The sequence below is a fragment of the Comamonas sp. FG99 genome, assembly GCF_057808605.1.
Genome location: NZ_JBMDII010000013.1, coordinates 25,732 through 49,542, shown reverse-complemented (window position 1 = coordinate 49,542; position 23,811 = coordinate 25,732). Strand labels below are relative to the sequence as shown.

Below are 23,811 nucleotides of genomic sequence, written 5' to 3'. Positions count from 1 at the left end.
TAATTCAGGAGCAAGCCATGTATGCATTCAACTTCGAACGCCCCGCCTCGCTGGCCGATGCCGCCAAGCTCGCCGCCGGCGGCGCCAAGCTGCTGGCCGGCGGCCAGACCCTGCTGGCCTCGATGAAGCTGCGCCTGTCCAGCCCCGAGGCGCTGGCCGACCTGGGCGGGCTCAAGGAGCTGGCCGGCATCCGCCGCGATGGCGATGCGCTGGTGATAGGCGCCATGACGCGCCATGCCGACGTGGCCGCCAGCCCCGAGGTGCAGGCCGCCATCCCCGCGCTGGCCGATCTGGCCGCGCACATCGGCGACAAGCAGGTGCGCGCCATGGGCACGCTGGGCGGCTCGGTGGCCAACAACGACCCCTCCGCCTGCTATCCCAGCGCGGTGCTGGGCCTGGGCGCCACCGTGCTCACCACGCGGCGCGAGATCGCGGCCGACGACTTCTTCGTGGGCATGTTCACCACCGCGCTGGCCGACGATGAGATCATCACCGCGCTGCGCTTTCCCATTCCGCGGCGCGCGGCCTACCTCAAGTTCAAGCAGCCGGCCTCGCGTTTCGCGCTGATCGGTGTTTTCGTGGCGCAAACGGCGCAAGCTGTGCGGGTGGCCGTCACCGGCGGCGGCAGCGGCGTGTTCCGCCATGCCGGGCTGGAGGCGGCGCTGGCGCAGAGCTTCACGCCCGAGGCCGCCGCCGCGGTGCCTATCGACGCCAGCGAACTGAGCAGCGACATCCACGCCTCGGCCGCCTACCGCGCCAACCTGATCAGCGTGCAGACCCAGCGGGCGGTGGCTCGGATGCTTCAAGAATAGGAGCTTTTAGCGCTTGTTGGGTATGGATTTTAATATGAAAACTATTTGAAAGCCACGCCTGTCAAGCGCAAGCAGCTATGGTTTTGATGAACGCACCTTTCGACTCGATCGACGCCACGGCCTGGGCCCTGGAAGGCGTGGGCTACTACGCCGACCGGCGCCTGGCCACCGCCGTCTTCCTCGCGCTCAGGCTGCAGCGCCCGCTGCTGCTCGAAGGCGAGCCCGGCGTGGGCAAGACCGAGCTGGCCAAGGCGCTGGCCCAGGCCCTGCGGCGCGCGCTGCTGCGCCTGCAGTGCTACGACGGGCTGGAGCTGCGCGAGGCGCTGTACGAATGGAACTATGCCGCGCAGCTGCTGCACATGCGCGCCGCCGAGTCCCAGCACCTGCATGCCGACGCCATCGAGCGCGAGGTCTACCAGGAGCGCTACCTGATCCGCCGCCCGCTCTTGCAGGCGCTGCAGGCGCCGCCGCCGGGCGCGGTGCTGCTGATCGACGAGCTGGACCGCGCCGACGAGCCCTTCGAGGCCTTTCTGCTCGAATACCTGGGCGAATACCAGGTCAGCATCCCCGAGATCGGCACCGTGGGCGCGGCCGCCGTGCCGGTCACCATCCTCACCAGCAACCGCACGCGCGAGCTGCACGACGCGGTCAAGCGCCGCTGCCTGTACCACTGGCTCGACTACCCCGAGCGCGAACGCGAGCTGGCCATCGTGCGCGCCCAGGTGCCCGAGGCCGGCGCCGCGCTGTCGGCCCAGGTGGCGGATTTCGTCGGCCGGCTGCGGCGCCAGCCCTTCTCCCATGCCTTCCAGCGCGCCCCCGGCATCGCCGAGAGCGTGGAATGGGCCAAGGCCCTGGTGGCGCTGGATGCGCTGGCGCTCGACCCCGAGCTGGTACAAAGCACCGCCGGCATCCTGTTCAAGCAGCGCGAGGACGTGGCCGCGCTCACCCGCGATCTGGCCGCGCAGCTGCTCGCTCCCGAATCCGCGTGACCATGCAGCTCGGCGACGCGCGCACCGGCAAGCTGATCGGCAACATCCTCGGCTTCGGCCGCGCGCTGCGCCGCGCCGGCGTGCCGACCGACGCCAGCCGCATCGCGCTGGCCGTGGATGCGGCGCAGGCCGTGGGCGTGGCCGACCGCGGCGATCTGGGCGCGGCGCTGGAGACCGTGCTGCTCAGCCGCGAGCAGGACCGGGGCGTCTTCCGCGAGCTGTTCGACGCCTATTTCCGCAACCCCGAGCTGGCCCAGAAGCTGCTGGCGCAGATGTTGCCCAAGGCGCCCGGCGCCGAACCCGCGCGGCGCCGGCCGCGCGTGAGCGAGGCGCTGGCGCCGCCGCGCCGCCGCCAGGAGGCCGCGCACGAAGAGCTGCGCTTCGACGCCGCGATGAGCGCCAGCGAGCTGCGCCGCCTCAGGCACGCCGACTTCAACCAGTTGAGCGCCAGCGAATACCGCCTCGTCGTCCGGCTGGCCTGCGAGCTGGCGCTGCCGGTGCCGCAGCTGCCCGGCCGCCGCAGCCGCCCCGGCACCCGCGGCGCGCGCCTGTACTTTCCCGGCGCGATGCGCCAGGCCGCGCGCACCGGCGGCGAGCTGCTGTGCCTGCCGCGGCTGGCGCGCCGCCGCCAGCCGCTGCCGCTGTTGCTGCTGGTCGACGTGTCGGGCTCGATGGAGCGCTATGCGCGGCTGCTGCTGGCCTTTCTGCATGCCGCCACGCACAGCGTGCAAGGCCGGCGCGTGCGGCGCGATGTGTTCGCCTTCGGCACCGGCCTGAGCGACCTGACCCCCGCCTTCCGCCTGCACGATGTGGACGAGATGCTGCTGGCCGCCGGCGCGCGGATCGCCGATTTCGCTGGCGGCACCCGGCTCGGCGCCGCGCTGGCCGAACTGCGCGAGCGGCATGGGCGCCGCCTCGTGGGCCGGCGCACGCTGGTGCTGCTCATCAGCGACGGCCTCGACACCGGCGAGCCCGAGCAGCTTCACGCCGAACTCGCCTGGCTGCGCCGGCGCTGCCGCCGGCTGCTGTGGCTCAACCCGCTGCTGCGCTACGAGGGCTATGCGCCGCTGGCGCGCGGCGCCGCCGCGCTGCACGCCCAGGCCGACGCCATGCTGGCGGTGCACAACCTCGATAGCCTCGAAGCACTGGCCGCCAGCCTGCGGCGGCTGCTCGCCCCCCATTGACATCAGGCCGGATCTTTTCCACAAGGAGCCCCACCATGGACATGCAAGCAAGCCGCCAGCTGGCCGTCACGCAACAGCAGGCCTGGGATGCCCTGAACGACCCCGAGGTGCTCAAGCTCTGCATCCCCGGCTGCGACAAGGTCGAGGCCAGCGGCGAGCACGAGTACGCCGTGGGCATGGCGCTCAAGATCGGCCCGGTGTCGGCCAAGTTCTCGGGCCGGATCACGCTGTCGGACATCGTCGCGCCCAGCAGCTACACGATTGCCTTCGACGGCCAGGGCGGCGCGGCCGGCTTCGGCAAGGGCAGCGCGCAGGTCAGGCTCACCCCCAACGACGAGGGTTGCGAGCTGGCCTACAGCGTCAGCGCCCAGGTCGGCGGCAAGGTGGCGCAGCTCGGCCAGCGCCTGATCGACGGCGCGGCCAAGTCGCTGGCCGAGGACTTCTTCAAGCGCTTCGACCAGGAAATGCAGCGCCGCCATGGGCCGCAGCCCGAGCCGCAAGAGGCCGCCGAGGGCGAGGCCAAGGCGGGCATGGTGTCGGGGCTGATGAAGAAGATCGGGCTGGGCAAGAAAGACTAGCTATTCCATTGCTAGATCATTCGTGACGCGAAGCCGAGCCGCAGACATTGCTGTGGCAAGGCAAGGCGACAGCGACAAAGTCATGGATGGTCTAGCAATGGAATTACTCGTGCTGCAGCAGCGCGTTGACCAGATCGCGCTGGCGGCTGTGCGGCTGTGACTCCAGCTGCAGGCTGGCCTCGATGCGCGACAGGTGCGCGCGCATGCCCTCGACCGCGGCCTCGGCATTGCCGCTGCGGCACAGCTGCAGCAGCTCCTCATGCTCGTCGGAGGAGCACTGCGGGTCGTTGGACGTGTGGTAGAGCATGGCGATCAGCGAGCTGCGCGCCACCAGCTCGCGCACCAGGTCGGACAGGGTGCGGTTGCCCGCTGCCTCGGCCAGCACCACGTGGAAGTCGCCCAGCAGCCGCTCGCGCACCGTGCTGCTGGCGGAGCGTACGTGCAGTGCCTGGCGCTCGAACTGGATATGCTCGGCCAGCACCTGGTAGTCGCGCGGCTTGGCCCGCGCCATGAACAGGCGCACCACCTCGGCTTCCAGGATGCGGCGCACGCTGAACACCTCGCGGGCCTCTTCCACGCTGGGCTGGCTCACGAAAGAGCCCTTGTCGGGAATGTTCTCGATCAGCTTGTCCTTGGCCAGCATCACCAGCGCGGCGCGCACCTTGGTGCGGCTGACGGCATACACCCGGCCCAGCGCCTCCTCGCGCAGCCAGGTGCCTGGCGGCAGGCGCCGCTCAAGGATGGCCGTGGCGATATCCTGGGCAATGGATTCGACCGATTGGCGGTCGGTGTCGCTGGCTTCGGCAGAGGCGGCCGAGGGAGCGGGAGGCATTTTGCGTGGACGGGGCATGCCGCATTGTGACGCAGATGGCCGGGGCCACCCGCCCGGCTAGCCTTGCAGGGCAAAGGGCTGCAGCAGCCCGGCCATGGGCTTGGCCGGTGGGCGGCCCAGCTCGCCGTGCTTGCTGGTGGCCAGCTTGAGCGCGACCAGCGACTCCACCAGCTGGGTGCCGGCCGTCACACCGTCCACCACGGGCACGCCCAGCGTCCTGGAGATGTGCTCGCACAGGTCGCTCATGCCGGCGCAGCCAAGCACGATCACATCGCTGCCGTCCTCGGCCAGCGCGCGGCGGCACTCCTCGACGATGCGCTCGCGCGCGCGCGAGCCGGGCTCCTCCAGCTCCAGCACCGGCAGCTCGCAGGCGCGCACGTTGGCGCAAAAGCGCTGCATGCCGTAGGCTTCGGCCAGGTGCCAGGCATGGCCGATGGTGCGGCCCAGCGTGGTGACGACGCTGAAGCTGCGCCCGATGAAACTGGCCATGTGCATCGCCGCCTCGGCGATGCCCACCACCGGGCCGCGCGCCAGCTCGCGCGCCGCCAGCAGGCCCGGATCGCCGAAGCAGGCGATCACGTAGCCGTCGCAGCCCTCGCGCTCGCCGGCCGCGATCTCCGCGAGCAGGCCAGGCACCGCCAGCGCCTCGTCGTAATGGCTCTCGATGGAGACCGGCCCCATGGCCGGGCTCACGGCCACCACTTCGGTGCCGGGCCGCGCCACGGCGCGGGCGCAGGCGCCGATCTTCTCGGTCATGCTCCAGGTGGTGTTGGGATTGATGATCTTGATGCGCATGCGGCTCTCTTATTTGCGGTGGAGGATGGGATAGATGGCCAGGCCCAGTCCCATGCCGATGAACCAGGCATAGTTGGCGGCGCCGTGCAGCGCGGGCACCACGACGCACAGGATCGGGACGATGGCCGCGGGCACCATGGTCCAGACGGCGGCCTGGTTGTAGCCGTTGCTGTACCAGTACTTGCCCTGGCGGCTCATAGTGTAGAGCTCGTCGACCACCACATGGCCCTTGCGCACCAGGTAGAAGTCGGCGATCAGGATGCCGAACAGCGGGCCGATGAACGAGCCCAGGATGTCCAGCGTGTAGTGGATCACCTCGGGGTTGTTATACAGGTTCCAGGGCGTGATGAAGATCGAGCCCACGGCGGCGATCATGCCGCCCGTGCGCCAGCTGATGTGCTGCGGAGCCACGTTGGAGAAGTCGAACGCCGGCGACACGAAGTTGGCCACGATGTTGATGCCGATGGTGGCGATCATGAAGGTCAGCGCGCCCAGCACCACGGCAGTGGTGCTGTCGATCCGGCTGACGGTGTGCACCGGGTCGGTGACCAGTTCGCCAAACACGGGAACGGTGGCTGCCGAGGTAATCACCGTGAGCAGCGAGAAGAACACGAAATTCACCGGCAGGCCCCAGAAATTGCCTTTCTTCACGGCGCCGAAGTCCTTGCCGTAGCGTGAGAAGTCGCCGAAGTTGAGCATCGGGCCGCTGAAATAGCTCACCACCAGCGCAATGGCCGACAGCATCACGGGCAGCGCGTTCCAGCCCTGGTAGCGCACGCCGCCCAGGTTCAGGTCGATGTTCTCCCAGCCCGCCTTCCAGACCAGCCAGCCGCACAGCACCATCATCACCACGTACACGCCGGGCCCGGCCCAGTCGATGAACTTGCGGATGGCCTCCATGCCGTGCCAGAACACCAGGGCCTGCAGCACCCACATCACCATGAACGACACCCAGCCCAGCGTGGACAGGCCCGCGAAGCCGTGCAGCTCCACCAGCGAGTAGGGCCCGAGCTGCGGAAAGAAGTGCAGCGCCAGCACCATGAAGGCGGCGGACGCCAGGTAGGTCTGGATGCCGTACCAGGCCACCGCGATCAGGCCGCGGATGATGGCGGGAATGTTGGCGCCTTTCACCCCGAATGCCGCGCGGCAGATCACCGGATAGGGCGTGCCCGTCACCTGGCTGGGCTTGGCCACCAGGTTGCAGAAGTACTGCACGATGACGATGCCCACCAGCAGCGCCACCAGCACCTGCCAGCTCGTCAGCCCGAGCGAGAACAGGCTGCCCGCGGTGATGTAGCCGCCCACGCTGTGCACATCCGCCATCCAGAAGGCAAAGAAGTTGTACTGCCCCCAGGTCTGCTGCTTGAGCGGGGCCAGGTCTTCATTGGTCAGCGCCGGGTCGTAGCCCGGCTTGATCAGCGCATTGGAGTCGGCGTGGTCGCCGTGCGCCGGCAGCGGCATATCGGCGGGCATCTCTAGGGTGCTCATGGGTGTCTCCTGTGTGTTGGCTTGCACAAAGAACCAGATCCGGCCGCCCGGCATGCAATGCATGGAACAGGTGGCATTTAATGGATACGTTATTTGTATACAAAAATAGGATTCAAACAAGTGCACGGCATGGCCGGGAAGTCGGGGTATTCCCTTGAGGCAGGGTAATCCTTAGATGGGAAGTGCCATACTGGAAACTTCGCATTCAGCTATAAAACGAGTAGCTGAAAATGAGGCAAATGAAGGCTGCAACGGCTATGCAATAGGAGCTGTCTGCGGTACGGTGACGCTATGGAAAACCTTGATGTGATGGTGCTGCGCCAGTTGCGCGACTGGCGCCAGGCCGGGCGGCGGGCGCTGCTGGCCACGGTGGTGCGTACCTGGGGCTCATCGCCCCGGCCCATTGGCTCGATCATGGCGCTGTGCGAGGACGGCGCGGTGGTCGGCTCGGTATCGGGCGGCTGCATCGAGGACGACCTGATCTACCGCTTCACGCAGGCCTATGCGCAGGCGGCCCCGGCGCAGGCCGGCAACGCCCACACCATGCCCTCGGGCGCGCCCGGCTTCGTCAAGTACGGCATCACCGCCGACGAGGCGCACCGCTTCGGCCTGCCCTGCGGCGGCACGCTGGAGCTGCTGCTCGAATACGATCCCGACGCGGCCAGCCTGGCCGAGCTGGTGCGGCTGCTCGCGGCCGGCCGGCTGGTGCAGCGCCGCGTGTGCCTGGCCGACGGCGCGGTGCAGCTCGCCGAGGCCGCCGCGCCCGAGGCGCTGGCGCTCTCGGGCACCGAGCTGGCCAACACCTTCGGCCCCGAATACCGCATGCTGTTGATCGGCGCCGGCCAGCTGACCGAATACCTGGCCACGATGGCGCTGTTCTCGGGCTTCGCGGTCACCGTCTGCGACCCGCGCGAGGAATACCGCGGCGCCTGGCGCGTGGCCGGCGCCACCGTGGTGGCCGACATGCCCGACGACGTGGTGCTGGCCTTCAGGCCCGACCGGCGCAGCTGCGTGGTGGCGCTCACCCACGACCCCAAGCTCGACGACCTGGCGCTGCTGGAGGCGCTCAAGACCGAGGCCTTCTACGTGGGCGCCATCGGCTCGCGCCGCAACAACGAGGCGCGCCACCAGCGCATGATCGAACACTTCGAGCAGACCGAGCAAAGCCTGGCGCGCCTGCGCGGCCCCATCGGCATCTACATCGGCAGCAAGACGCCGCCCGAGATCGCGGTCAGCGTGATGGCCGAGATCCTGGCGGTGAAGAACGGCGTCGCGCTGCCGCGCGACGTGGACGTGACCCAGGCCAAGAACGAGCGCGAGCTGCCGCCGAACGATCCGGGGCTGCTGGTGTGCGGGTTGCGCTAGGCGCGAAAGCCGCAAAACGCAAGGCGCTCGACCCCCCTACAGCTCCATCCCCGCCTCGCTCATGCGCCGCGCATAGACGCTGAGCACCACGCGCTCGGAGTGGTTGAGGTAGTCGAGCATCTGCTCGGCGGCGCGGGCCATGTCGCCGGCCTCGAAGCGTTCGAGGATCGCGGCGTTCATCTCGATGTAGGGCGCGTGCAGGAATTCGGCATTGCTCAGCATGCCAAAGGCCAGCCGCAGCTCCACCAGGAGGTGCGAGAACAAGGTGTTCAGCCGCTCGCTGTCGGCCAGCGCGACCACGCCCTTGTGAAAGCGCATGTTCGCGGTGCCCACTTCGGTCCACCGGCCTGCCTCGCGCAGCTGGAGTTGCTCGGCCACCGCCTCGCGCATCTGCTCGCGCGCCGGATGCTGCGGTATCGCCTGCGCCAGCGACTGGCACTCGACCATGCGGCGCACGCGGTAGATGTCCATGATCGACGCCATGCTGGGGATGGCCACGAACACGCCGCGGTTGGGCACGTGGCGCAGCAGCCCCTCCTTGGTCAGCAGGCGGAACACCTCGCGCAGCGTGTTGCGCGAGATCTCCAGGCTTTCGCTCAGCGCCACTTCCGACAGGCGCTGGCCGGGTTCGAACTCGCCGCGCACGATCTGCTGGCGGATCTGTTCGGCGACGCGGTCGTTCAGGGTGGGGGCGGACATGGGCGCGAATCTCCGGTGGCAAGGGGCGCCGCCATCATACCGGCGCCCAATCCAGGGCATCGATCTTGCCTGATGAACAAAAACTAGGGTTTTTTCGGATGTTTTGCGGATGTTTGTATGGCTAAATTCTAATATTGTTGAACAAAATGGCAATTTGAGTGCATGCTTGAGATTGTTTGTTGAACAAAAGAGAGGCCCAGGCCTTTCATTCCTTGGTCGGCGCGCCGCGTTGCAAGCGGTGCTCAGGAGAATTCGATATGGATACCCATCTGGTCAATCTGTGGCCCCTTGTGGGCGTGGCAGTCATCATTGCGGGCTTCGTGCTGCGCTTCAATCCGTTTGTGGTGGTCGTGGCCACCGCGCTGGTGACGGCGGCGGTGGCGGGCTTCCCGGTGCAGAAGATCCTCGCAACCATCGGCACCGGTTTCGTGAAGACGCGCAACCTGCCGCTCATCATCATCCTGCCGCTGGCGGTGATCGGCCTGCTGGAGCGCCACGGCCTGCGCCAGCATGCGCAGAACTGGATCGGCAAGGTCAAGTCGGCGACGGCGGGGCGGCTGCTCATCGTCTACCTGGCGGCGCGCGAGCTGACGGCGGCGGTGGGGCTGACCAGCCTGGGCGGCCACCCGCAGATGGTGCGGCCGCTGCTGGCGCCCATGGCCGAGGGCGCGACCGAGACGCGCTACGGCAAGCTGCCCGACGCGATCCGCCACCGGCTGCGCGCCTTCAGCGCGGCCACCGACAACGTGGGCCTGTTCTTCGGCGAGGACATCTTCGTGGCCTTTGGCGCCATCGTGCTGATGACCACCTTCCTGCACGAGGCCGGCATCGATGTGGAGCCGCTGCATGTGGCGCTGTGGGGCATTCCCACCGCGATCTGCGCCTTCCTGATCCATTCCGCCCGCCTGCTGCGCCTGGACCGCGCGATCGAGCGCGACATGCGCGCCTGGCAGGCCGGGGAGGGCGGCGGCGCCGCCGCCAGCCTTGCCCGATGACTATCCCCTGCCCGATAACGACCGATAACCACAAGGTGCAACGATGATCTTCTCCATCAACCATCTGTACTACCTGGCCGGCTTTCTGCTGGCCTGCGCCGCGCTGTTCAACCTGCTCGATGCGGGCAACCCCAAGCGCTGGAGCACCGGCCTGTTCTGGGGCGTGTATGCGGTGATGTTCCTCATCGGCGACCAGTTGCCGCCCGAGCTGGTGGGCGCCGGCGTGGTGCTGCTGGCGCTGATCGTGCTGGGCAAGGGCGTGGGCTCGGGCAAGCATGTGGAGCGGGCCGAGGCCGACTACCAGGCCAGCGCGCGCCGCCTGGGCAACAAGCTGTTCGTGCCGGCGCTGACGATTCCGCTGGTGACGGTGATCGGCAGCGTGCTGCTCAAGGATGTGAAGCTTGGCGGCGCCTTCCTGATCGATCCCAAGAACGCCACGCTGGTGAGCCTGGGCCTGGGCTGCGTGATCGGCCTGGCGCTGGCCTGCTGGCTCACCCGCGAGACGCCGGTGCAGGGCCTGCGCGAATCGCGCCGGCTGATCGACGCGCTGGGCTGGGCGCTGGTGCTGCCGCAGATGCTGGGCATGCTGGGCCTGGTGTTCTCCGACGCCGGCGTGGGCAAGGCGGTGGCCCATGTGACCACCACCTACATCAACATGGACCTGCGCTTCGTGGCCGTGGCGGTCTACGTGGTCGGCATGGCGCTGTTCACCGTCATCATGGGCAACGGCTTCGCGGCCTTTCCGGTGATGACCGGCGGCGTCGGCGTGCCGGTGCTGGTGGGCGTGTACCACGGCGACCCGGCGGTGATGGCGGCGATCGGCATGTTCTCGGGCTACTGCGGTACGCTGCTGACGCCGATGGCGGCCAACTTCAACATCGTGCCGGCCGCGCTGCTGGAGCTGCCCGACCAGAATGCGGTGATCCGCGCCCAGGTGCCGACGGCGCTGGGCATCCTGATCTGCAATATCTTGCTGCTGAACTTCCTGATGTTCCGTTGAGGGGAAACCAACCATGAGCACTACCGCGATCGATCTCAACAGCGACCTGGGCGAGAGCCTGGGCGCATGGAGCATGGGGGACGACGCCGCCATGCTGTCCATCGTCAGCAGCGCCAACGTGGCCTGCGGCTTCCATGCGGGCGACCCGGTCGTGATGCTGGCCACGCTGCGCGAGGCCAAGGCGCATGGCGTGACCGTGGGCGCGCATGTGGCCTACCGCGATCTGGTGGGCTTCGGGCGCCGCCCCATGGATGTGCCGCATGCCGAGCTGGTGGGCGACGTGATCTACCAGATCGGCGCGCTGCAGGCCATGGCCCGCGCGGCCGGCACCGAGGTGCGCTATGTCAAGCCGCATGGCGCGCTGTACAACACCATCGCGCACGACGAGCGGCAGGCGAAATCGGTCATCGAGGCGGTGAAGGCCGTGGGCGGCGACCTGGCCCTGGTGGTGCTGGCCGGCTCCAGGCAGGTGCAATGGGCGCGCGACGCGGGCCTGCGCGTGATCGAGGAGGCCTTTGCCGACCGCGGCTACACGCCCCAGGGCACGCTGGTCTCGCGCCGCGAGCCGGGCGCGGTGCTGCACGATGCCCAGGCGGTGGCCCGGCGCATGCTGCAGCTGGCCACCGAGGGCACGGTGCAGGCGGTGGACGGCAGCACCGTGCGCGTGCGGGCCGATTCCATCTGCGTGCATGGCGACAGCCCCGGCGCGGTGGAGATGGCGCGCGAGGTGCGCAAGCTGCTCGAAGCCAACGGCGTGGCGGTGCGCTCTTTCATGGAGCCGCGCGCATGAGCGCCATGCCGATGCGCTTTCTGCCCGTCAGCCATAACGCGCTGCTGGTCGAGCTGCCCGACCTGGCCCGCACGCTGGACCTGCTGGCGGCGCTGCAGGCCGAGCCGCCTGCCGGCGTGAGCGAGCTGGTGCCGGCCGCGCGCACCATCCTGGTCTGCTTCGAGCCCCGGCAGACCCAGCCCGCCGCGCTGCGCCGCGCCATCGAAGGCCTGCGCGTGCAGGCCCGCCAGGGCGGCGGCGGCGAGCGCGTCGAGATCCCGGTGCGCTACGACGGCGAAGACCTGGCCGATGTGGCCGCGCTGCTGGGCATAGCCGTGCCCGAGCTCATCCGCCGCCATACCGCAGAGGACTACACCGTGGCCTTCACCGGCTTCGCGCCCGGCTTCGCCTACCTGAGCGGCGGCCACGAAAGCCTGCAGGTGCCGCGCCGCAGCACGCCGCGCACGCGGGTGCCGGCCGGCTCGGTGGCGCTGGCCGGCGGCTTCAGCGCGGTCTATCCCGATGCCACCCCGGGCGGCTGGCAGCTGCTGGGCAGCACCGATGTGCGCATGTGGGATTTGCAGCGCGACCCGCCCGCGCTGCTGCAGCCGGGCATGCGCGTGCGCTTTGTGGATATTGCATCTAAAAAGATAGCTGCTGGCGCTTTGTCTGCAAAGATTTCAGATAAAAATCACATTGAAATAGAGGCTGACAAGGCGCCAGATGCTCTCATTTTGAGTGTCCGCGCCACGGGACTGCAAACCCTGTTCCAGGACGGCGGCCGCCCCGGCCGGGCCGGCCAGGGCGTATCCGCCGCTGGCGCCATGGACCAGGGCGCGATGCGCCGCGCCAACCGCCTGGTGGGCAATGCCGCCGGCCTGCCGGTGCTCGAGGCGCTGGCCGGCGGGCTGCAGCTGGCCAGCAGCGGCGATTGCGTGGTGGCGGTGACCGGCGCCAGCGGCCCGCTCACCCTCAGCACGGCCGACGGCCGGTGCTGGCCGGTGCCGCGCAACCAGGCGCTGGCGCTGGCCGACGGCGATGTGCTGGCGCTGGGCGAGCCCGGCGCCGGCCTGCGCAGCTATGTGGCGCTGCGCGGCGGTTTCGTGGTCGATCCGGTGCTGGGCAGCGCCAGCACCGACACGCTGGCCAAGGTGGGCCCGGCGGCGCTGGCCCTGGGCCAGCAGCTGCGGGCCGGCATGGAGCCCGCGGCGGCCGTGGCCGAGCCCGACAGCGCGCTGGCGCCGCTGCCCCAGGTGGGCGACACCGTCGCGCTCGACGTGGTGCTGGGCCCGCGCACCGACTGGTTCACGCCCGAGGCCGTGGCCCTGCTGGCCGCGCAGCGCTGGCAGGTCACGGCGCAGTCCAACCGCATAGGCCTGCGCCTGGCGGGCGAGACCGCGCTGGCGCGCAGCCCCGCGCACGAGGGGCAGGAGCTGCCCAGCGAAGGCACCGCGCTGGGCGCGATCCAGGTGCCCGCCAGCGGCCAGCCGGTGCTGTTCCTGGCCGACCACCCGCTCACCGGCGGCTATCCGGTGATCGGCTGCGTGGCGCCGCACCACCTCGACCTGGCCGGCCAGATCCCGCCGGGGGCGTGGATCCGCTTCAACCCGCTGGCGCCGTTTGCCGACATTGCAGGATGACTGTCATGAAAAAAGTTTTGATTGCCAACCGAGGTGAAAACGGCCGCGCAGCGGACGTTTCACTACATCGCGGTGCCTGCGCAGCAGGCTGCGGCGATTTCGCCACCCTGTGCTCGTTTGGGGCGAAAGGCTGAAGCCATGAAAAAAGTACTTATTGCCAACCGTGGCGAAATCGCCGTCCGCATCGCCCGCGCCTGCGCCGACTATGGCGTGCAGTCCGTCGCCGTGTACGCCAATGCCGATATCGATGCGCTGCATGCGCGCATGGCAGGCGAGGCCCACGGGCTGGACGGCGACACGCCGGCCGACACCTACCTGAGCATCGAAAAGCTGCTGGCCGTGGCCCAAAAGAGCGGCGCCGATGCGGTGCACCCCGGCTACGGCTTTCTGTCCGAGAACGCCGGCTTTGCCCAGGCGGTGATCGATGCCGGCCTCACCTGGATCGGCCCCAGGCCGGCCACCATCACCCAGTTGGGCGACAAGGTGGCGGCGCGCAAGATCGCGCTGCAGGTGGGCGCGCCGCTGGTCGCGGGCACGAAAGACCCGGTCCAGGATGCCGGCGAGGTGCTGCGCTTTGCCCAGGAGCACGGCCTGCCCATCATCATCAAGGCGGCCTTCGGCGGCGGCGGGCGCGGCATGAAGATCGCGTGGCGCATTCATGAAGTCGAGGAGCTGTACGCCTCGGCGGTGCGCGAGGCGGTGACCGCGTTCGGGCGCGGCGAATGCTTTGTCGAGCAGTTCCTCGACAAGCCGCGCCATATCGAGGCCCAGGTCATCGCCGACAGCCACGGCAACGTGCTCGTGCTCGGCACGCGCGACTGCTCGCTGCAGCGGCGCAACCAGAAGCTGGTGGAAGAGGCGCCGGCGCCCTTCCTGAGCGATGCCCAGCGCGAGCGCATCCATGCCGCCGCGCGCGACATCTGCGCCGCGGCCGGCTATGTGAGCGCCGGCACGGTGGAATTCTTGCTGAGCCAGTCGGGCGCGATCTCCTTCCTCGAGGTGAACACGCGGCTGCAGGTCGAGCACACGGTGACCGAGCAGACCACCGGCATCGACCTGGTGATCGAGCAGCTGCGCGTGGCCGATGGCCTGCCGCTGTCGGTGGGCGCCACGCCGGCGCCTGTCGGGCATGCGTTCGAGTTCCGCATCAACGCCGAGGACGTGGGCCGGGGCTTTCTGCCCACGCCCGGCCCGGTGGCGCGCTTCGATGCGCCCAGCGGCCCCGGCGTGCGGCTGGACAGCGGCGTGCAGGCGGGCTCGGTGGTGCCGGGCAGCTTCGACTCGATGATGGCCAAGCTCATCGTCAGCGGCGCCACGCGCGAGCAGGCGCTGGCCCGGGCGCGGCGCGCGCTGGCCGAGTTCCGCATCGAAGGCGTGGCCTCGGTGCTGCCCTTCCACCGCGCGGTGCTGGACGAGGCGGACTTCATTGGCGGGCAGGGCTTCAAGGTGCACACGCGCTGGATCGAGACCGAGTTCGCGGCCAACCTGGCCGCCGCCGCGCGCGCCGAGCCCCAGCCCGATGCCAGCCTGGTGCGCACCGCGATCGAGATCGACGGCCGCCGCGTGCAGCTGGGCCTGCCGGCCAGCCTGCTCGCCGGCCTCGCCGCGGCCCAGCCCGGCGCGGCGGCGGCTGCGGCGGCCGTGGCCGAGCCGGTGGACGAGCAGGCGGTCACCGCCCCGGCCGCCGGCAACCTGAGTGCCTGGAAGGTGGCCGACGGCGCCCAGGTGCAGGCTGGCGACCTGATCGCGGTGATGGAGGCGATGAAGATGGAGATGCAGGTGCATGCGCACCGCGCGGGCACCATCGAGCTGCTGGCGCAGGCCGGCGCCGCGCAGGCCGTGGGCGCGGTGATTGCCCGCATTGCCTGAGCCCTGGGCTTGATCCCGCCCCCCGGGCCTGTTCATGCAGAACGCGTGGGCAGGCCCTTGTTCCAGGAAAACCCGCGCGCCAGCTGCTGGCGCTGAAGGCGGCGGTGGATGGTGGAGCGGTTGACGCCCAGCAGCCGGGCTGCCTCCGATACGTTGCCGTTGCATTGGGCCAGCACCTGCTCCAGCGTCGCCGCGCTGGCTGATTGAGCGGGCGGGGCCATGCCGGCCACGGCGGCGGGCTGCAGGGCGTCGGGCAGGTGCGGGGTGTCGATCTGCTGGTCGGCCAGCGCTGCGGCATAGCGCAGCGCGTTGTGCAGCTCGCGCAGGTTGCCAGGCCAGCGGTGGGCCTGCAAGGCGGCCAGCGCGGGTTGGCTGATGGGCAAGACTCGGTCCATGCCCGCGAGCATGCGCCCGGCCAGCGCCGCGAGGTCGCTGCGCTCGCGCAGCGCCGGCAGGCGCAGCTCGGCGGCGTTGAGCCGGTACAGCAGATCGGTGCGAAAGTTTCCGCCTGCCGCCAGTTCGGCCAGCGGGCGGTGCGAGGCCGACAGCACGCGGATGTCCACCTTGCGCGGCGCGCGCGCGCCCAGCGGGGTGATTTCCGATTCCGACAGCACGCGCAGCAGCTTGGCCTGCAGTGCCAGCGGCATGTCGCCGATCTCGTCGAGAAACAAGGTGCCCCGGTGGGCCGCCTCGATCAGGCCCTCGCGGCCCTTGCTGGCGCCGCCGGTCCAGGTGCCGGGCAGGTAGCCGAACAGCTCGCTTTCCAGCAGCGCCTCGGGGATGGCCGCGCAGTTGATGGCCATGAAGGCGCCGCCGCGGCCGCTGGCGGCATGCAGCGCGCGCGCCAGGTACTCCTTGCCGCAGCCGGTTTCGCCCTGGATGAGGATGGGCAGGCTCTGCGGCGCCAGCCGCGCGGCCTTGTGCAGCACCTGGCGCACGGCGGCGTCGCCCGTGTCCAGCGCCTGCAGCGCCGGCTGCAGGGCGGGGCGGCCCACGGCCTGCGAGGCGCCCCGATGCCGCGGCTCCATCGCGTGGGCGAACCAGATGCTGCCATTGCGCGCGCGCAGAATGCGCTCTTGCACCGGGCGGCCGCGCATCAGCTGCGGCAGGGCGCTCGGCTCGATGTCGAAGAAATGGGCCAGCGGCTGGCCGCACAGCTGCTGGCGACGGCGCCAGTCCAGGCCGGCGATGGCGGCCAGCATGCGCGCGCCGGCATGCGTCATCGTGCGGATGCGCCCGCGCGCATCGATGCTGAGCGTGGCATCGGCGTCCACGTCGAGAAAATCGGGCGATTGCGCCAGCCGCAGCACCCAGTCGTGGCCGGACTGGGCCATCAGATTGGCCTGCTCCACACGCCGGGCGGCCGACGTGACCAGGTGCAGCGCCATGTGCTGGCTGGCACGCTCGGCCGGCGAGCGCAGCAGCGACAGGTCGAGCACGGCGGCGAGCTCGCCCCGCAGGTCATAGATCGGTGCGGCGCTGCATGACAGCGTGGTGTGGGTGAAGTCGAAATGGTCGCTCTGGTGCACGGTCAGCGCTTCGCCCGTGGCCAGGCATGCGCCGACGGCCGAGGTGCCCGCCATGTCTTCGCGCCACTGCGCGCCCAGGTACAGGCCGGCGTTGCGCAGGTCGCTGGCGTGACTGTCGTGGCCGAGAAAATCCACCGCCACCCCTTGGCGGTCGGCCAGCAGCAGCACGTAGTCCAGGCCTTTGAGCTGCTGGTACAGGCGTTCGAGCCCGCTGCGGGCGATGCGGATCAGCGATTCCGATTCCTCGCGGTGCGCGCGCAGCTGGCTGGCGGGCACGATGTGGGCATCGCAGGTGGAGGCGGGGTCGAGCCGGTGCTGGTCGATGCAGCGCCGCCAGCTGCCCAGCACCGCGCGGTCGCGCTCCAGTCCATGCCGCGGGTAGCCCATGCCAAAGGCTTCCAGCTCCTGGACATGGTCGGCATAGCTTTGTACTGGCATCGCGGCTCTCCTGCAGATACCCGGCCGATTCTGTCGCGCTCCCCCTGGGGCTGCCAATGAAGACATACCCGCAGCGGATGTTGCGATGCGATCGGGCGGACGCAACAGGTGTTGCATCGGCTGCGGCACCGGGGCCGTGTGCCCGGGCGCTGGCAAACCCTGGGTTCCCGGGCCGCATGCAAGGAGGTTGCGCTGCAGCATGGCCGCTGGCACGGGCCTTGCAAAGAGTGCGCCGTGCCGCCGGCTGGCTGGCGCAGACAACCCATAGGAGACACGAAGATGACCGCCACCATATCCACCACCGCCACCGCCCATGCGCAGGCCGTGCTCGACCAGTTGAACCAGGCCCTGGAGCGGCGCGACTTCGCCGCGGCCAGCCGTCTGTTTGCCGATGACAGCTACTGGCGCGACCTGGTGCTGCTGACCTGGAACATCAAGACGCTGGAGGGCCGGGCCCAGATTGCCGACATGCTGGCGGCGCAGCTGGATGCCGCCGCGCCCGTGGTGTTCAGCCTGGACGCGAAGGAGAGCGTGGATGAAGCCGATGGCGTCACCTCCGCCTGGCTCACCATCGATGCGCGGCATGCGCGCGGCGTAGGCCATCTGCGCGTGCGCGATGGCCGCATCTGGACCTTGCTGACCACCATCCAGGAATTGAAGGGCCATGAGGAATCGCAAGGCGTGCGCCGCCCCATGGGGGCCGAACACGGCATCCACCGCGGCCGCAAGACCTGGCTGGACCACCGGGAGGACGAAGCCGCCGAGCTGGGCACGAGCCGCCAGCCCTACGTGCTGGTGATCGGCGGCGGCCAGGGCGGCATTGCGCTGGGCGCGCGGCTGCGCCAGCTGGGCGTGTCGCACATCGTCATCGACCGCCAGCCGCGCCCCGGCGACCAATGGCGCAACCGCTACAAATCGCTGTGCCTGCACGATCCGGTCTGGTACGACCATTTGCCCTATATGCCGTTTCCCGACAACTGGCCCGTCTTCGCGCCCAAGGACAAGATCGGCGACTGGCTGGAGATGTACACCCGGGTGATGGAGGTGAACTACTGGCCGTCCACCAACTGCCTGAACGCCCGCTTTGACGAGGCCGCGCAGGAATGGGAGGTGACGGTGGAGCGCGACGGCCGGCGGATCGTGCTGCGCCCCAAGCAGCTGGTGTTCGCCACCGGCATGTCCGGCAAGGCCAATGTGCCTGCCATCCCGGGCCAGGACATCTTCCGGGGCGAGCAGCAGCACTCGTCGCAGCACCATGGGCCCGAAGCCTATGCGGGCAAGAAGGTGGTGGTGATTGGCGCCAACAACTCGGCCCACGACATCTGCGCCGCGCTGTGGGAGCATGGCGCCGATGTGACCATGGTGCAGCGTTCGTCCACGCACATCGTGCGCTCCGATTCGCTGATGGACATCGGCCTGGGCGAGCTGTATTCGGAGCGCGCCCTGGCCAACGGCGTGACGACGAAGAAGGCCGACCTGATCTTCGCCTCGCTGCCCTACCGCATCATGGCCGACTTCCAGGTGCCGGTGTACGACAAGATCCGCGAGCGCGATGCGGAGTTCTACCGCAAGCTCGAAGCGGCGGGCTTCATGCTCGACTTCGGCGACGACGGCTCGGGCCTGTTCATGAAGTACCTGCGCCGCGCATCGGGCTACTACATCGACGTGGGCGCCTGCGACCTGGTGATCGACGGCAGCATCAAGCTGCAGGCCGGCGAGGGCAAGGACATCAGCCGCCTGAGCGAGAACGCCGTGGTGCTGGCCGACGGCACCGAGCTGCCGGCCGACCTGGTGGTCTACGCGACCGGCTACGGCTCGATGAACGGTTGGGTGGCCGATCTCATCAGCCAGGACGTGGCCGACAAGGTCGGCAAGGTCTGGGGCCTGGGCTCGGACACCACCAAGGACCCCGGCCCCTGGGAAGGCGAGCAGCGCAATATGTGGAAGCCCACGCAGCAGCAGCAGCTGTGGTTCCATGGCGGCAACCTGCACCAGTCGCGCCACTACTCGCTGTACCTGGCGCTGCAGCTCAAGGCGCGCCAGGAAGGGCTGCCCGTGCAGGTCTACGGCCTGCAGCAGGTGCACCACCTGCGGTAAACCCGAATAATGCCCATGGGGCGGCCGTGCCGCCCACCGACCCAACCTTGCAAACCAGAAAGTCCAAGCATGAAAGCAGCACGTTTTTACGACCGCGGCGACATCCGCATCGAAGATATACCCGAGCCCGTCGTGGAGCCCGGCACCGTCGGCATCGACGTGGCCTGGTGCGGCATCTGCGGCACCGATCTGCACGAGTTCATGGAGGGGCCGATCTTCATTCCGCCCTGCGGCCATCCGCACCCCATATCGGGGGAGTCCGCGCCCATCACCATGGGGCACGAATTTTCCGGCGTGGTCTATGCGGTGGGCGCGGGGGTGGACGACATCCAGGTCGGCCAGCACGTGGTGGTGGAGCCGTACATCGTGGCCGACGACGTGCCCACCGGGCCGGGCGAGAACTACCACCTCTCGAAGAACATGAACTTCATTGGCCTGGGCGGGCGCGGCGGCGGCCTGGCGGAAAAGATCGCCGTCAAGCGCCGCTGGGTGCACCCCATCTCCGGCGCCATCCCGCTGGACCAGGCCGCGCTGATCGAGCCGCTGTCGGTGGGCCACCACGCCTTCACCCGCAGCGGCGCCAAGGCGGGCGACGTGGCCCTGGTGGGCGGCGCGGGCCCCATCGGCCTGCTGCTGTCGGCCATTCTCAAGGCCAAGGGGCTGACGGTGATCGTCACCGAGCTGAGCGCGGCGCGCAAGGCCAAGGCGCGCGAGTCCGGCGTGGCCGACCACATCCTCGACCCGTCCGAGGTGGACGTGGTGGCCGAGACCCTGCGCATCACCGGCGGCAAGGGCGTGGATGTGGCCTTCGAGTGCTCCAGCGTCAACCAGGTGCTCGACACCCTGGTGGCCGCCACCCGGGCCTCGGGCGTGGTGGTGATCGTCTCCATCTGGAGCCATCCGGCCAGCATCAGCGTGCACAGCGTGGTCATGAAGGAGCTGGACGTGCGCGGCACCATCGCCTACTGCAACGACCACCAGGAAACCATCGAGCTGGTGGAGCAGGGGAAAATCAACCTGGAGCCCTTCATCACCCAGCGCATCCAGCTGGACGAGCTGATCGAGAAGGGCTTCGACACGCTGATCCACAACAACGAGTCGGCCGTGAAGATCATCGTGCAGCCCAGGATGGGCGGCAGTCGCGCACCAGGCTGACACGCCGGGGGCGGGAGCCGGTGTCAGAATCGGGCCATGCCTGTCTCTTCCCCACCTGCCCTGCAGCGGCTGATCGATCGCTTTCACCCGCTGCGCCCCTTCTACGCCGCCGTGCAGCTGTGGCTGCAGGCCGACGGCCTGCGCATGAGCGCGGCCATGTCGTTCTACGGCATGCTCAGCCTGGCGCCGCTGCTGCTGCTGCTGGTGGGCCTGCTGGGCTGGTGGCTGGACCGCGAATACATCGAATCGACCCTGATCGCGCAGGTGCGCTCCGTCATCGGGCCGCAGGTGGCCGACGTGGTGCGCGGCGCGCTGATCAGCGCCAAGACGCCGTCGCAGGGCTGGATCGCATCGGTCGCCGGGCTGGTGATGCTGCTGTCGGGCGCCACCGGCGTGTTCGTGGAGCTGCAGAACTCGCTGGAGCGGCTGTGGAACCACGGGCTGCCCGGCACCAAGGACGGCGCGCCCTGGTGGTATTCGCTGGTGCAGCGCATGCGCGGGCTGGGCTACATCATGGTGCTGGGCTTTCTGATGCTGATCTCGCTGGTGATCACCACCGCCATCAACCTCACCGCGAAATGGGCCGGCACCTACCTGCACATACCGGCGCCCGCGCCGGTGCTCAGCGGCGTGAACGAGCTGGTGGCGTTTGCGATCACCGTCACGCTGTTCGTGGGCATGATGCGCATAGGCACCGGCACCAAGCCTTCGCTGCGCTACCTGATCGCCGGCGCGGCCATAGGCGCGCTGCTGTTCACCGTGGGCAAGCAGGTGCTGGCCTGGTACCTGTCCACCGCGGCGGTGGTCTCGGCCTACGGCGCGGCGGGCTCGCTGGTGGTGCTGCTGATGTGGATCTACTTCTCGTCGGCCATCCTGCTGTTCGCCGCCAGCTGCGCCAAGGCGCTGGAGAACGCCTCGGTGGCACTGCACAGGGGCGAGGCCGCGCCGGCGCCCGCTGCGACGCAGGCGCAAGCGCAGGTTCAGGCGCAGACCGCGGCCGAGGCGGCCAAGGGGGATTTTCAGATCTGAGGGCGCATGCTGCCGCTGTCCAGGTAGCGCTGGTGCCACGACAGCGCCTCGGGCAGCAGGTGCGGCGTGTGCAGGCCGGCCGATCCGCGCAGCGCGCGCGCTGAATATTCCTGCAGCAGCGGGCGGTAGTCGGGGTGGGCGCAGCGCTCGATGACGAGCTGCGCGCGCTGGCGCGGCGAGAGCCCGCGCAGGTCGGCCAGGCCCTGCTCGGTGACGATGATCTGCACGTCGTGCTCGGTGTGGTCCACGTGCGAGACCATGGGCACGATGCAGCTGATGGCGCCATCCTTGGCCACCGACGGGGTGACGAAGAACGACAGGTAGCCGTTGCGCGCGAAGTCGCCCGAGCCGCCGATGCCGTTCATCATGCCGCTGCCCATGATGTGGGTGGAGTTGACGTTGCCGTAGATGTCGGCCTCGATCATCGCGTTCATCGCCACCACGCCCAGGCGCCGCACCAGCTCGGGGTGGTTGCTGATCTCCTGCGGGCGCAGCAGGATGCGCTCGCGGTAGAAGTCGATGCGCGCGCAGAAGTCGGCCATGGCCTCGGGGCTCAGCGAGATGGCGGTGGCCGAGGCCGAGCGCATCTTGCCGGCGCGGATCAGCTCCAGCATGCCGTCCTGCAGCACCTCGGTGTAGCCGGTGAGCCCCTCGAACGGCCCGTGCAGCAGCCCGGCCAGCACCGCGTTGGCCACGTTGCCCACGCCGGACTGCAGCGGCAGCAGCCCGGCGGGCAGCCGGCCCTGGCGCACCTCGTGCTGCAGGAAGTCGATGATGTGCGCAGCGATCTGCTCGGACACCGCGTCCGGCGGCGCGAACTTGGAATTGCGGTCGCTCTGGTGCGTATGCACCACCGCGATCACCTTGGCCGGGTCCACCCGCAGGTAGGGCTCGCCGATGCGCTGGTCGGGCCGGGTCAGCGGTATCGGCTGGCGGTGCGGCGGCAGCGCGGTGCCGTAGTAGATGTCGTGCATGCCCTCCATGGCCGCGGGCGGCAGGGTGTTGACTTCGAGGATCACGCGCTCGGCCAGCTCCAGCCAGGTCTTGTTGTTGCCCACGGCGCTGGACGGTATCAGCCGCCCGTCGGGCAGCACGCCCAGCACCTCGACCACCGCCACGTCCAGGTGGCCGAGAAAGCCGAACCAGGCATGCTGCGCCACATGCGACAGGTGCATGTCGGCGAAGTGCATCTGGCCGCTGTTGATCTTCTGGCGGCAGATGGGGTCGGACTGGAAGGGCAGGCGCATCTCGATGCCGTCCACCTCGGCCAGCGCGCCGTCGAGCTCGGGCGCGGTCGAGGCGCCGGTCCACACGCTCACCTTGAACGGCTGGCCCTGGGCGCGCAGCGCGCGGATGCGTTCGGCCAGCGCCAGCGGCACCGCCTTGGGATAGCCGGCGCCGGTGAAGCCGCTCATGCCTACGTTGGCGCCCGCGGGGATCAGCGCGGCCGCCGCGGCGGCGCTCATGGTGCGGGCCTGCAGCGCGCTGCAGCGGACTCGGTCGTTCAACGACATGGGGTTCATCTCCTCGTGGGATTGTTCTGGCCTCTGCGCTTGCAGGGCAAAGCCAAAATCCTACGGGGAAGCGGCGCTGCGGCGCAGTGAAACTTTTTTCAGCGGCGGGGCGGGTTTGAATTTTTTTGCAGGCGGCCATGGCGGCCTGGACGCATGGCTGCCGTTGTTTCGGAGCATTCACGCATATATATTCGTGTTCATGAGTTCGAACGATGTAAAAAGCGCCAAGCGGGTATTGGAGATCCTCCAGTTTTTTGCCGCCACCCAGACTCCTGCCAGCCTGACCCAGGTGTCGGCGGCACTGGATATCCCGAAATCCAGTTGCCTGGCCCTGTTCGATACCCTGGAGGGTGACGGTTACGCGCACCAGATCGCCGGGCGCTACTACCTGACCCGGCGCTGGCTGAACGAGGCCCAGGCCGTTGCCGAGCATGATCAGCTGGTCATGCGCATCCGCCCCTCTTTGGAGGCGTTGCGCAACGAGCTTGGCGAAACGCTGATCCTGGCCAAGCGCTCGGGCGAGCGCGTGATTTACCTGGATGTGGCGGAGCCCGATCGCATCGTGCGCTTCACCGCCAGGGTGGGCCAGCTCAAGCCATTGCACGCGTCTGCCTCGGGGCGGGCGCTGCTTGGCGCCCTGCCCGCCGACGAACGCGAAGCGCTCGTCTCCCGCTTGAGCCTGGATCGCTATACGGACCGGACATTGCAGGCCCCGCGCAAGCTGCTGGCCTTGGTCGATGCCGAAGCCAGGCAAGGCTGGCATGTGAACCTGGGGGAGCATCAGGCGGACACGCTTTCGGTGGCCGCTCCATTGGTGCTCTATGGCACGGCGCTGGCAATCGTTGTCGGCGCGCCGCTGGAGCGGGCCGGCTCGAAGGCCAACGCCATTGGCCAGGCCCTGCTCGCGGCCAGCAGGCAGCTGGCCCGGCAGTTTGAGCCTCTCGCGCCCGCATCAACGTAGAAATAGTCCGCTGCCGCCGGCCGCGCAAGCGCCTGCTGCGCAGGCGTGCCTGCGCTCGCCTGCAAATGTCGGG

Annotated in this window: 21 protein-coding genes; 15 read left to right on the top strand and 6 right to left on the bottom strand. The window is 69.1% G+C overall.

Features of this window, described 5'->3' with window-relative positions:
• Nucleotides 1-17 precede the first annotated feature (17 nt).
• The 4 genes from ACODRX_RS10850 to ACODRX_RS10835 all read left to right on the top strand — a co-directional run bounded on the left by ACODRX_RS10850 (nt 18) and on the right by ACODRX_RS10835 (nt 3,563).
• The gene (locus tag ACODRX_RS10850) at nt 18-812 is read left to right on the top strand and encodes an FAD binding domain-containing protein (protein ID WP_488871503.1); all 795 of its coding nucleotides are present in this window, start codon (nt 18-20) and stop codon (nt 810-812) included.
• 86 nt (nt 813-898) lie between these two features.
• The gene (locus tag ACODRX_RS10845) at nt 899-1,801 is read left to right on the top strand and encodes an AAA family ATPase (protein WP_488871502.1); all 903 of its coding nucleotides are present in this window, start codon (nt 899-901) and stop codon (nt 1,799-1,801) included.
• 2 nt (nt 1,802-1,803) lie between these two features.
• On the top strand, nt 1,804-2,985 hold the full coding sequence (locus tag ACODRX_RS10840; protein WP_488871583.1) for a vWA domain-containing protein: 1,182 nt from the start codon (nt 1,804-1,806) through the stop codon (nt 2,983-2,985).
• A gap of 35 nt (nt 2,986-3,020) precedes the next feature.
• On the top strand, nt 3,021-3,563 hold the full coding sequence (locus ACODRX_RS10835; RefSeq protein ID WP_488871501.1) for an SRPBCC family protein: 543 nt from the start codon (nt 3,021-3,023) through the stop codon (nt 3,561-3,563).
• Nucleotides 3,564-3,666: 103 nt separating this feature from the next.
• Here the strand turns inward: ACODRX_RS10835 and ACODRX_RS10830 are convergent, their stop codons facing one another.
• From ACODRX_RS10830 to ACODRX_RS10820, 3 genes are read right to left on the bottom strand one after another with little or no spacing between them, the layout of a single operon-like run.
• Nucleotides 3,667-4,395, bottom strand: coding sequence for a GntR family transcriptional regulator (locus tag ACODRX_RS10830; protein WP_488871500.1), 729 nt, complete (start codon nt 4,393-4,395; stop codon nt 3,667-3,669).
• 57 nt (nt 4,396-4,452) lie between these two features.
• Nucleotides 4,453-5,190 carry an aspartate/glutamate racemase family protein gene (locus tag ACODRX_RS10825; protein ID WP_488871499.1) on the bottom strand — a complete coding sequence of 246 codons (738 nt, stop codon included), beginning with the start codon at nt 5,188-5,190 and terminating at the stop codon, nt 4,453-4,455.
• 9 nt (nt 5,191-5,199) lie between these two features.
• Nucleotides 5,200-6,678 carry an NCS1 family nucleobase:cation symporter-1 gene (locus ACODRX_RS10820; protein WP_488871498.1) on the bottom strand — a complete coding sequence of 493 codons (1,479 nt, stop codon included), beginning with the start codon at nt 6,676-6,678 and terminating at the stop codon, nt 5,200-5,202.
• Between the two features lie 291 nt (nt 6,679-6,969).
• On the opposite strand from ACODRX_RS10820, the gene ACODRX_RS10815 reads away from it, so the two are divergent.
• Nucleotides 6,970-8,043 (top strand): XdhC family protein, encoded by a 1,074-nt coding sequence (locus tag ACODRX_RS10815; RefSeq protein WP_488871497.1) that lies wholly within the window; start codon nt 6,970-6,972, stop codon nt 8,041-8,043.
• A gap of 36 nt (nt 8,044-8,079) precedes the next feature.
• Here ACODRX_RS10815 and ACODRX_RS10810 read toward each other — a convergent pair whose 3' ends face one another.
• Nucleotides 8,080-8,742 carry a GntR family transcriptional regulator gene (locus ACODRX_RS10810; RefSeq protein WP_488871496.1) on the bottom strand — a complete coding sequence of 221 codons (663 nt, stop codon included), beginning with the start codon at nt 8,740-8,742 and terminating at the stop codon, nt 8,080-8,082.
• A 257-nt stretch (nt 8,743-8,999) separates the two neighbouring features.
• Here ACODRX_RS10810 and ACODRX_RS10805 point away from each other — a divergent pair, with 257 nt between their 5' ends.
• Genes ACODRX_RS10805 through ACODRX_RS10780 form a run of 6 tightly spaced genes read left to right on the top strand, consistent with a single transcriptional unit; the run spans nt 9,000 to nt 15,015 of the window.
• Nucleotides 9,000-9,737: a DUF969 domain-containing protein gene (locus tag ACODRX_RS10805; RefSeq protein WP_488871495.1), complete on the top strand. Its 738-nt coding sequence runs from the start codon at nt 9,000-9,002 to the stop codon at nt 9,735-9,737.
• A gap of 43 nt (nt 9,738-9,780) precedes the next feature.
• Nucleotides 9,781-10,737 carry a DUF979 domain-containing protein gene (locus ACODRX_RS10800; RefSeq protein ID WP_488871494.1) on the top strand — a complete coding sequence of 319 codons (957 nt, stop codon included), beginning with the start codon at nt 9,781-9,783 and terminating at the stop codon, nt 10,735-10,737.
• Nucleotides 10,738-10,750: 13 nt separating this feature from the next.
• Nucleotides 10,751-11,527, top strand: a complete 777-nt coding sequence (locus tag ACODRX_RS10795; protein ID WP_488871493.1) for a LamB/YcsF family protein — start codon at nt 10,751-10,753, stop codon at nt 11,525-11,527.
• 11 nt (nt 11,528-11,538) lie between these two features.
• Nucleotides 11,539-13,146 (top strand): 5-oxoprolinase subunit B/C family protein, encoded by a 1,608-nt coding sequence (locus ACODRX_RS10790; RefSeq protein ID WP_488871582.1) that lies wholly within the window; start codon nt 11,539-11,541, stop codon nt 13,144-13,146.
• 5 nt (nt 13,147-13,151) lie between these two features.
• On the top strand, nt 13,152-13,280 hold the full coding sequence (locus ACODRX_RS10785) for a hypothetical protein (RefSeq protein ID WP_488871492.1): 129 nt from the start codon (nt 13,152-13,154) through the stop codon (nt 13,278-13,280).
• A 4-nt stretch (nt 13,281-13,284) separates the two neighbouring features.
• Nucleotides 13,285-15,015: an acetyl/propionyl/methylcrotonyl-CoA carboxylase subunit alpha gene (locus tag ACODRX_RS10780; RefSeq protein ID WP_488871491.1), complete on the top strand. Its 1,731-nt coding sequence runs from the start codon at nt 13,285-13,287 to the stop codon at nt 15,013-15,015.
• A gap of 32 nt (nt 15,016-15,047) precedes the next feature.
• Here the strand turns inward: ACODRX_RS10780 and ACODRX_RS10775 are convergent, their stop codons facing one another.
• Nucleotides 15,048-16,982 carry a sigma-54-dependent Fis family transcriptional regulator gene (locus tag ACODRX_RS10775; protein WP_488871490.1) on the bottom strand — a complete coding sequence of 645 codons (1,935 nt, stop codon included), beginning with the start codon at nt 16,980-16,982 and terminating at the stop codon, nt 15,048-15,050.
• 279 nt (nt 16,983-17,261) lie between these two features.
• Here ACODRX_RS10775 and ACODRX_RS10770 point away from each other — a divergent pair, with 279 nt between their 5' ends.
• The 3 genes from ACODRX_RS10770 to ACODRX_RS10760 all read left to right on the top strand — a co-directional run bounded on the left by ACODRX_RS10770 (nt 17,262) and on the right by ACODRX_RS10760 (nt 21,263).
• Nucleotides 17,262-19,079 (top strand): NAD(P)/FAD-dependent oxidoreductase, encoded by a 1,818-nt coding sequence (locus ACODRX_RS10770; protein WP_488871489.1) that lies wholly within the window; start codon nt 17,262-17,264, stop codon nt 19,077-19,079.
• Nucleotides 19,080-19,148: 69 nt separating this feature from the next.
• Nucleotides 19,149-20,234, top strand: a complete 1,086-nt coding sequence (locus ACODRX_RS10765; RefSeq protein ID WP_488871488.1) for a 2,3-butanediol dehydrogenase — start codon at nt 19,149-19,151, stop codon at nt 20,232-20,234.
• Nucleotides 20,235-20,270: 36 nt separating this feature from the next.
• On the top strand, nt 20,271-21,263 hold the full coding sequence (locus ACODRX_RS10760; protein WP_488871487.1) for a YihY/virulence factor BrkB family protein: 993 nt from the start codon (nt 20,271-20,273) through the stop codon (nt 21,261-21,263).
• On the opposite strand, the gene scpC is transcribed toward ACODRX_RS10760, so the two are convergent.
• Nucleotides 21,254-22,777 (bottom strand): succinyl-CoA:acetate CoA-transferase ScpC, encoded by a 1,524-nt coding sequence (gene scpC, locus ACODRX_RS10755; RefSeq protein ID WP_488871486.1) that lies wholly within the window; start codon nt 22,775-22,777, stop codon nt 21,254-21,256. The genes ACODRX_RS10760 and scpC overlap by 10 nt on opposite strands.
• Between scpC and ACODRX_RS10750 the strand changes: the two genes are divergently transcribed.
• On the top strand, nt 22,776-23,738 hold the full coding sequence (locus ACODRX_RS10750) for an IclR family transcriptional regulator (protein ID WP_488871485.1): 963 nt from the start codon (nt 22,776-22,778) through the stop codon (nt 23,736-23,738). The genes scpC and ACODRX_RS10750 overlap by 2 nt on opposite strands.
• Nucleotides 23,739-23,811: the final 73 nt, after the last annotated feature.

Excerpts from the sequence above, each read along its gene's own strand:
- ACODRX_RS10850 (WP_488871503.1), top strand. The coding sequence starts at position 18 with ATGTATGCATTCAACTTCGAACGCCCCGCCTCGCTGGCCGATGCCGCC.
- ACODRX_RS10845 (WP_488871502.1), top strand. The coding sequence starts at position 899 with ATGAACGCACCTTTCGACTCGATCGACGCCACGGCCTGGGCCCTGGAA.
- ACODRX_RS10840 (WP_488871583.1), top strand. The coding sequence starts at position 1,804 with ATGCAGCTCGGCGACGCGCGCACCGGCAAGCTGATCGGCAACATCCTC.
- ACODRX_RS10835 (WP_488871501.1), top strand. The coding sequence starts at position 3,021 with ATGGACATGCAAGCAAGCCGCCAGCTGGCCGTCACGCAACAGCAGGCC.
- ACODRX_RS10830 (WP_488871500.1), bottom strand. The coding sequence starts at position 4,395 with ATGCCTCCCGCTCCCTCGGCCGCCTCTGCCGAAGCCAGCGACACCGAC.
- ACODRX_RS10825 (WP_488871499.1), bottom strand. The coding sequence starts at position 5,190 with ATGCGCATCAAGATCATCAATCCCAACACCACCTGGAGCATGACCGAG.
- ACODRX_RS10820 (WP_488871498.1), bottom strand. The coding sequence starts at position 6,678 with ATGAGCACCCTAGAGATGCCCGCCGATATGCCGCTGCCGGCGCACGGC.
- ACODRX_RS10815 (WP_488871497.1), top strand. The coding sequence starts at position 6,970 with ATGGAAAACCTTGATGTGATGGTGCTGCGCCAGTTGCGCGACTGGCGC.
- ACODRX_RS10810 (WP_488871496.1), bottom strand. The coding sequence starts at position 8,742 with ATGTCCGCCCCCACCCTGAACGACCGCGTCGCCGAACAGATCCGCCAG.
- ACODRX_RS10805 (WP_488871495.1), top strand. The coding sequence starts at position 9,000 with ATGGATACCCATCTGGTCAATCTGTGGCCCCTTGTGGGCGTGGCAGTC.
- ACODRX_RS10800 (WP_488871494.1), top strand. The coding sequence starts at position 9,781 with ATGATCTTCTCCATCAACCATCTGTACTACCTGGCCGGCTTTCTGCTG.
- ACODRX_RS10795 (WP_488871493.1), top strand. The coding sequence starts at position 10,751 with ATGAGCACTACCGCGATCGATCTCAACAGCGACCTGGGCGAGAGCCTG.
- ACODRX_RS10790 (WP_488871582.1), top strand. The coding sequence starts at position 11,539 with ATGCGCTTTCTGCCCGTCAGCCATAACGCGCTGCTGGTCGAGCTGCCC.
- ACODRX_RS10785 (WP_488871492.1), top strand. The coding sequence starts at position 13,152 with ATGAAAAAAGTTTTGATTGCCAACCGAGGTGAAAACGGCCGCGCAGCG.
- ACODRX_RS10780 (WP_488871491.1), top strand. The coding sequence starts at position 13,285 with ATGAAAAAAGTACTTATTGCCAACCGTGGCGAAATCGCCGTCCGCATC.
- ACODRX_RS10775 (WP_488871490.1), bottom strand. The coding sequence starts at position 16,982 with ATGCCAGTACAAAGCTATGCCGACCATGTCCAGGAGCTGGAAGCCTTT.
- ACODRX_RS10770 (WP_488871489.1), top strand. The coding sequence starts at position 17,262 with ATGACCGCCACCATATCCACCACCGCCACCGCCCATGCGCAGGCCGTG.
- ACODRX_RS10765 (WP_488871488.1), top strand. The coding sequence starts at position 19,149 with ATGAAAGCAGCACGTTTTTACGACCGCGGCGACATCCGCATCGAAGAT.
- ACODRX_RS10760 (WP_488871487.1), top strand. The coding sequence starts at position 20,271 with ATGCCTGTCTCTTCCCCACCTGCCCTGCAGCGGCTGATCGATCGCTTT.
- ACODRX_RS10750 (WP_488871485.1), top strand. The coding sequence starts at position 22,776 with ATGGGGTTCATCTCCTCGTGGGATTGTTCTGGCCTCTGCGCTTGCAGG.
- scpC (WP_488871486.1), bottom strand. The coding sequence starts at position 22,777 with ATGTCGTTGAACGACCGAGTCCGCTGCAGCGCGCTGCAGGCCCGCACC.